This is a genomic window from Cronobacter sp. HA18006, from assembly GCF_011605445.1.
GTDB classification, from domain to species: domain Bacteria; phylum Pseudomonadota; class Gammaproteobacteria; order Enterobacterales; family Enterobacteriaceae; genus Cronobacter; species Cronobacter sakazakii.
In genome coordinates this window covers 1-4,541 of record NZ_JAANQB010000012.1, presented here as the reverse complement: position 1 = coordinate 4,541, position 4,541 = coordinate 1, and the positions used below count along the sequence as shown (strand labels likewise).

At 49.0% G+C, this 4,541-nt stretch carries 4 protein-coding genes, 4 tRNA genes and 1 rRNA gene; 8 read left to right on the top strand and 1 reads right to left on the bottom strand.

Annotation, left to right across the window (positions count from 1 at the left end; genetic code table 11):
* Position 1: 1 nt before the first annotated feature.
* The 3 genes from rrf (at position 2) to birA (ending at position 2,290) form a co-directional block, all read left to right on the top strand.
* Positions 2-117, top strand: a 5S ribosomal RNA gene (gene rrf / locus G9X48_RS08970).
* A 185-nt stretch (positions 118-302) separates the two neighbouring features.
* Entirely contained in the window at positions 303-1,331 is a 1,029-nt protein-coding gene (gene murB, locus G9X48_RS08965; protein ID WP_097640902.1) for a UDP-N-acetylmuramate dehydrogenase, read from the top strand.
* A complete protein-coding gene (gene birA, locus G9X48_RS08960) occupies positions 1,328-2,290 on the top strand; it encodes a bifunctional biotin--[acetyl-CoA-carboxylase] ligase/biotin operon repressor BirA (protein ID WP_004386161.1) in 963 nt (320 codons plus the stop codon). The genes murB and birA overlap by 4 nt, the downstream gene beginning before the upstream one ends.
* Before the next feature lie 36 nt (positions 2,291-2,326).
* Here birA and coaA read toward each other — a convergent pair whose 3' ends face one another.
* Entirely contained in the window at positions 2,327-3,277 is a 951-nt protein-coding gene (gene coaA / locus G9X48_RS08955) for a type I pantothenate kinase (protein ID WP_004386160.1), read from the bottom strand.
* A gap of 551 nt (positions 3,278-3,828) precedes the next feature.
* Here coaA and G9X48_RS08950 point away from each other — a divergent pair.
* From G9X48_RS08950 to G9X48_RS08930, 5 genes are all read left to right on the top strand, one after another.
* Positions 3,829-3,904: transfer RNA gene (locus tag G9X48_RS08950), tRNA-Thr, on the top strand.
* A 9-nt stretch (positions 3,905-3,913) separates the two neighbouring features.
* Positions 3,914-3,998, top strand: a tRNA-Tyr gene (locus G9X48_RS08945).
* A gap of 108 nt (positions 3,999-4,106) precedes the next feature.
* Positions 4,107-4,181: transfer RNA gene (locus G9X48_RS08940), tRNA-Gly, on the top strand.
* Positions 4,182-4,187: 6 nt separating this feature from the next.
* Positions 4,188-4,263: transfer RNA gene (locus G9X48_RS08935), tRNA-Thr, on the top strand.
* 112 nt (positions 4,264-4,375) lie between these two features.
* A partial coding sequence (locus G9X48_RS08930; protein ID WP_227514874.1) for a GTP-binding protein occupies positions 4,376-4,541 on the top strand: 166 nt, incomplete at its 3' end.

The following is a 4,541-nucleotide window of genomic DNA, read 5'->3' as shown; positions in this document are numbered from 1 at the left end:
GCCTGGCGGCTGTAGCGCGGTGGTCCCACCTGACCCCATGCCGAACTCAGAAGTGAAACGCCGTAGCGCCGATGGTAGTGTGGGGCCTCCCCATGCGAGAGTAGGGAACTGCCAGGCATCAAATAAAAAACCCCTCAGCACCGCTGAGGGGTTTTTGCTTTATGAGTTTTATAAACCTTCCCTTGTATATCAAAAAAATAAGCCTCGTTCGCCTCCCCTTTTGTGTGCTCATCCTTTCGCAGAGAAGCTATAAACCTGCTAATCGGTTAAACTGTTCGGGTTTTGACATCAGGACTAATGGCATGAATAACTCCCTAAAACCTTACAATACATTTGGTATTGAAAAACGCGCGCAGCAGATCGTGACGGCGAATACTGCCGGGGCGCTGGCTGATGCATGGCAGCAGGCGCAAGCAGTGTCCCGGCCGGTTTTAATTCTGGGCGAGGGGAGCAACGTACTGTTTCTTGATGATTTCAACGGTACGGTCATTCTTAACCGTATTATGGGTATCCAGATTGAAGAACATAATGATGCCTGGCTAATACATGCTGGCGCGGGGGAAAACTGGCATCGTCTCGTAGAATTCACGCTGGATCATAATATGGCCGGCCTTGAAAACCTTGCCCTTATTCCAGGATGCGCGGGTTCGTCACCGATTCAAAACATTGGCGCTTATGGCGTAGAGTTCAAACAATTATGTCTGTATGTGGACTGCATTGATTTGGCGTCGGGTGAGTCGGTTCGTCTGGGTAACAGTGACTGCCGCTTCGGTTATCGCGATAGCATCTTTAAGCATGATTACCAGAATCGATACGCTATTACAGGTATAGGGCTTCGTCTTCCTAAAGTATGGTCACCGGTACTGACTTATGGCGATTTGACACGCTTGTCCGCTGATACCGTCACGCCCCGGCAGGTCTTTGATGCGGTATGCCACATGCGTCAAACAAAGCTTCCCGATCCTAAGGAATATGGTAACGCAGGCAGCTTCTTCAAAAACCCGGTTATTACTGCTGAAGAGGCCAGTGCGCTGTTTATACATTATCCAGATGCGCCACGTTACCCACAAAATGATGGAAAGGTAAAACTGGCTGCAGGCTGGCTTATCGATCGCTGTGAAATGAAAGGTCATCGTGTCGGTGGCGCGGCGGTGCATCGTCAGCAGGCACTGGTGCTCATCAATGAGCATAATGCGACGAGTGAGGATGTCGTAAAACTCGCGTACGAAGTCCGTCAGCGCGTCGGCGAAAAATTCAATATCTGGCTGGAGCCTGAAGTCCGTTTTATTGGTGCGGTGGGTGAGGTAAACGCTGTGGAGACGATTTCTTGAAAGATAATACTATTCCGTTAACACTGGTTTCGCTTCTTGCTGATGGCGAATTTCACTCTGGTGAGCAGCTTGGCGAAAAGCTGGGGATGAGCCGTGCTGCTATCAATAAGCATATCCAGACGCTGCGTGACTGGGGCATTGATGTCTTTACGGTGCCGGGTAAAGGGTACAGCCTGCCGGGCCCGATTCAGTTGCTTAACGAATCTTTTATTCATTCCCATATTAAATCGGGATCGGTAACGGTGCTGCCGGTTATCGACTCCACAAACCAGTATTTACTGGACAGGCTGTCTGAGCTTGAATCTGGTGATGCCTGTATCGCGGAGTATCAGCAGGCGGGTCGCGGACGTCGTGGCCGCAAATGGTTCTCGCCGTTTGGAGCAAATCTTTATCTTTCCATGTACTGGCGCCTTGAACAGGGACCAGCTGCCGCCATTGGTTTAAGCCTGGTTATCGGCATTGTTATGGCTGAAGTGCTTCATGAACTTGGTGCCGGACAGGTGCGGGTAAAATGGCCAAACGATCTCTATCTGCATGACAGAAAACTGGCGGGTATTCTCGTCGAGCTTACGGGGAAAACCGGAGATGCGGCACAGATTGTTATTGGCGCGGGTATCAACCTCGCGATGCGTCAGGTCGAAAGCGATATCGTGAATCAGGGCTGGATCAACCTTCAGGAAGCGGGAATTAAAGTCGACAGAAACGAACTGGCCGTCAGGTTGATAGAAAAACTACGCGCGTCGCTGCGGGAGTTTGAACAGGAAGGGTTAGCTCCCTTTTTATCGCGTTGGGAAAAACTGGACAATTTTATTCATCGTCAGGTCAAACTCATTATTGGCGATCGCGAAATATACGGTATCTCTCGTGGTATAGATAATCAGGGTGCGTTACTGCTGGAACAAAACGGCGTGATAAAGCCCTGGATGGGCGGCGAGATTTCATTACGCAGCGCAGAATGAAAAAAGGGAGCCAGGCTCCCTTTTTTCATTCCTGCCTTATTTCCTTAAGCGGACACAGTCGACGGCATGGTTCGCGCTCTTGGTCATGATGAGGCTGGCCCTTTCACGTGTCGGAAGGATATTCTCTTTAAGGTTCAACCAGTTAATCTCTTTCCATAACTGCGTTGCGATATTAACCGCTTCATCTTCTGACAGTTTGGCGTAGTGATGGAAATAAGAGTCAGGATCGGTAAACGCGCCCTCACGGAATTTCAGAAAACGGTTAATATACCAGCGCTGCAGTAAATCTTCTGGCGCATCAACATAAATAGAGAAATCGACGAAGTCTGAAACAAAAACATGATGCGGATCGTGAGGATAATCCATACCGCTTTGCAGCACGTTCAAACCTTCAAGAATAAGAATATCCGGTTGATTAACGACCTTATCCCCATCAGGAATGACATCATAAATGAGGTGTGAATAAACCGGCGCGGTGACATTCGGCACGCCTGACTTGATATCAGAAACGAACTTAACCAGGCGGTGCATATCGTATGACTGAGGAAAGCCTTTCTTCTTCATCAGATTGCGTTCTTTTAAAACCGCGTTCGGATGTAGAAAGCCATCGGTGGTAATCAGCTCAACGCGACGATGCTCAGGCCAGCGGCTTAACAGCGCCTGCAATACGCGGGCAGTCGTACTTTTACCTACCGCAACGCTACCTGCAATGCTGATAATATAAGGAATACGCTGGCCATTAGTGCCAAGAAATTGTTCGAGTACAGCCTGCCGGCGTAAGTTAGAGCTAATATAAAAATTAAGCAAACGCGATAGCGGCAGATAAATTTCCGCGACTTCTTCAAGAGAAAGGTCTTCGTTAATACCCTTCAGGCGCGCGATTTCGCCTTCAGTAAGCGTCATCGGTACAGAGTCGCGCAAGGCAGCCCACTGGCTCCGGTTAAACTGGAGATAGGGGGACGTTAAGATTTGATCTTTATTACTCATAAGCATGCTTCTGCCTGTCATTCAGGACAAAATGAAAACCCTTTGCTCAGCGCTGTGATGCTTTCATCGTAGACCGCTTAATGGCACGCCGGGTAAGCGAGAATTTCACAATGGGCAGGAGGGTAACACCAGATCAAAAGGAATAATAAGAAAAAATCTTCCTCACTTTCCTTTCTCCGAAAAGCATCACGCTTCTTAACCTTAATTGTATAAAGCTTGTCCGCCTGTGTGGGGTTATCTTTCTACTGAGATAACACTCAACGGCGAACGAGACGATTAAAGCAGTAATTGTAATGCTTAAATCAGCAGCACTTTTGACGCAAAAGAGAGAGCAATACGTCGCCTTTACCCATTAAAGAACGAGCTGGCGTTTTGTTTGTTAGCCTGACCACCCACCAGATGCCGCCGCCAGGTGTGGATTATTTCACCATGAGTGGCTGAAAAGGCATCAGAAATGCGCGTTGATGCGCAAAATGTGAGCAAGAGAGCGGATTAAGCAATTTTTTTGTTGCATGCGCGCGCCGCTATTCCTAGAATGCGCGCTACTTGATGCCGGCTTAGCTCAGTAGGTAGAGCAACTGACTTGTAATCAGTAGGTCACCAGTTCGATTCCGGTAGCCGGCACCATCAAGTTCAGGTGGGGTTCCCGAGCGGCCAAAGGGAGCAGACTGTAAATCTGCCGTCACAGACTTCGAAGGTTCGAATCCTTCCCCCACCACCATTTTCGGCTTCGCGCTGCGATGCCAGAGTTGGTCGGTAAGCCTGCCAGCTCAAGCAAAAAAGAATTTCTTTTTTGTACAGAAAGAACTGGGTAGCCGAGTTTCAGGATGCGGGCATCGTATAATGGCTATTACCTCAGCCTTCCAAGCTGATGATGCGGGTTCGATTCCCGCTGCCCGCTCCAGGATGTGCTGATATAGCTCAGTTGGTAGAGCGCACCCTTGGTAAGGGTGAGGTCGGCAGTTCGAATCTGCCTATCAGCACCACTTCTCAATCTCCTCCCTGTTTCTCTTCTGTAGATGTATTCAACAAATTCAGGCAAACGCCTGGTTGATGTGGTGATACCACCGATTTATCCGTGTCTTAGAGGGACAATCGATGTCTAAAGAAAAGTTTGAACGTACAAAACCGCACGTTAACGTCGGTACTATCGGCCACGTTGACCATGGTAAAACAACGCTGACCGCTGCCATCACTACCGTTCTGGCGAAAACCTACGGTGGTTCTGCTCGTGCATTCGACCAGATCGATAACGCGCCGGAAG